Origin of the sequence: Pseudomonas sp. (assembly GCF_026224925.1) — a bacterium.
Lineage (GTDB): Bacteria > Pseudomonadota > Gammaproteobacteria > Pseudomonadales > Pseudomonadaceae > Aquipseudomonas.
Genome location: NZ_JAMFRV010000718.1, coordinates 1 through 2,415 on the forward strand (window position 1 = coordinate 1; position 2,415 = coordinate 2,415).

Here is a 2,415-nt window from a genome sequence, read left to right on the forward strand (position 1 = left end):
GACACAATTCCCGTACGTCATCGACGATGTGCGTCGAGAGGATCACCGTGACGTTGCGGCCAATTGAAGAGAGCAAGTTGAGAAAACGGTTCCGCTCGGCGGGGTCGAGGCCGGCTGTCGGCTCATCCACGATGATGAGACGGGGGTTTGCCAACAACGCCTGGGCGATTCCGAAACGCTGTTTCATGCCTCCTGAGTAGGTGGACAGAGCTTTCTTGCGCGCGTCCCACAGATTGGTTTGATTGAGGAGTGCCTCCACCATGGCCTTGCGTTCTCCAGGCGAGGCGATGCCCTTCAGGATGGCCAGGTGATGCAGCATTTCGAGCGCCGACATTTTGGGGTAGACGCCGAATTCCTGCGGCAAATAGCCCAGGATTTTCCGGACCTCGCCTTTCTGCCTGACCACATCGATTCCGTCCAGGTCGATGCTGCCGCTGTCCGGATCTTGCAGTGTGGCAATCGTGCGCATCAGTGAGCTCTTGCCGGCGCCATTCGGTCCCAGCAACCCGAACATGTTGTTGCCGATGCTCAGCGATAGATTATTGAGTGCCCTGACACCATTCGGATAGGTCTTGGAAAGCCCGGTGATGGTGAGCGCCATTGAAATCCCCATTCTTGTTTGGTTTCCCGACTGCGTGCCCATGACGGCCTGCGCCTACTAGACTTAAACATCATTTTGCTCTGCCAGCGCAAGTGGCGGGGGGCCGAAACGGCCCTTTGCAGGGACGATCTCGAGTCAGGGCTTAACGGGGTCCGCGTTTTCCCAGCCGCCGCCCAGGGCCTTGAACAGCTTGACCATGTCGGTGCTTTGCGTAAGTTCTGCCTGTGCAAGTTGCTGCTGGGCTTGAACCGTCTGGATTTGTAGCGTCAATACGGAAATGTAGGTTGCCAAACCGTGCTGGTAGGCATCGAGATCGACTTTCACCGCCTTTTGATCCGCAGCGACCGAGTCTTGTAGAGAATTCGTCCGCGCCGCGTCTTGAGTCAAGCTGACCAGTCCATCCTCGACTTCCTGGAGAGCACTCAAAACGGTCTTGCGATACTGCAGCGCCGCCTCGGCGGCTTTTGCGCGCGATAGCCGGACGTTGGCCACCAATGCACCGCCTTGAAAAATTGGCACGGACACGGCCGAACCCACTGTATAGAAGTGACTGTCCCAATCGAACAGGTACCCAGTGCTCAAGTTGCGCAGGCCGAAGGTGCCGGTCAGCGATACGTCGGGGAACAGGGAAGCGACTGAAACTCCGACCTGTGCGGTAGCGGCATGGAGCGAAGCCTCCGACTCTCGAATGTCCGGGCGCCGCCGTGCCAGGGTGGCAGGCAGCCCTGTGGGCACGGTATGCGGCAGAGCAGGCAACGCGCCATTGTCGCCAAACTGGTCATCGAGGGCCTCGGGCGTTTGCCCGGTCAATACCGCAAGGGCATGCTTCGAAGCGGCAATCTGCTGCTCATAGGCGGGCAGTTGCGACCGCAAAGTTGACCACTGCGCGAGGGCGCTGTCGACATCGGCCTCGCCGGCGAGCCCATTCTGTTGACGGCTCAGCGTAAGTTCGTATACATCGTGCTGCGCGCTGATCTGATCCGAAGTTATTTTGCGCAGCATCTGTGAGGCGCGCAGTTGAAAGTACTCCTGCGCAACCTCGGCTTCGAGGGAAACCAAAAGATCGTTGCGGGCTTCGGCGACTGAGTGACCCTGTGCAACGGCCGCTTCGACCGAACGTCGCACCTTGCCGAACAGATCCAATTCCCAGGACGCATCGAAGCCCAACTGGTAGACGTTCACCGGACTTTCCAGCGAACTGAGCAGACCCGTTTCGAGCGGCGAGGCCGTCGGTCCGACATCCACGTGCTGAGATTTCAAAATCCCCGCGAGACCGAGTTGTTCGCGGTTGTAGCTGGCCGTGCCACTCACGGAGGGCAATCCTTGGGCTCGTGCCTGCTGGACCTGGGCACGGGCTTCAACGATCCGCAGGAAAGCAGCCTTGAGGTCGAGATTTCCCGCAGCCGCTTGCGTTTCGAGCGCATCCAACTTCGGATCATTGAATTGTTGCCACCAGTTGGAGTCCGGCTTCGAATCCGCTACACGGTCGTCCAAGGCGCCGGAATAACGATCCGGCACTGTCTCCTTGGGCTCATGAAAATTCGGGCCGACTTTGCAACCCGCGAGACTGCAAAGCGCGATCAAAGCGGCGGCTGGTTTCGCGTAACGCATCAGTGGCCTCCCCCGGCGCCGGCGGCCTTCTTGACGGGCGAGAACAACAGCGTAAACGGCGCGTACAGGAATGCCAGCATGGCACAGTAGAAAAACACATCGATGTATGCCAGAAAGCCCGCCTGTGCAATGAGCGTTTGATAGGTTTGCCCGAGCGCAGTTTGGGCTGCATCGCCGGTTGCGAAACTGAAATTGCGAATGGC

Annotated in this window: 3 protein-coding genes; all 3 read right to left on the bottom strand. The window is 58.9% G+C overall.

From position 1 onward, the window contains the following. Positions 1 to 601 (bottom strand): ABC transporter ATP-binding protein (locus M0974_RS29965; protein WP_297845512.1); only part of this gene is annotated, 601 nt, incomplete at its 3' end. Positions 602 to 736: 135 nt separating this feature from the next. After that, entirely contained in the window at positions 737 to 2,212 is a 1,476-nt protein-coding gene (locus tag M0974_RS29970) for an efflux transporter outer membrane subunit (RefSeq protein WP_297845513.1), read from the bottom strand. Continuing rightward, positions 2,212 to 2,415: hypothetical protein (locus M0974_RS29975; RefSeq protein WP_297845514.1), on the bottom strand; the 204-nt coding region annotated here is incomplete at its 5' end. The genes M0974_RS29975 and M0974_RS29970, both read right to left, overlap by 1 nt.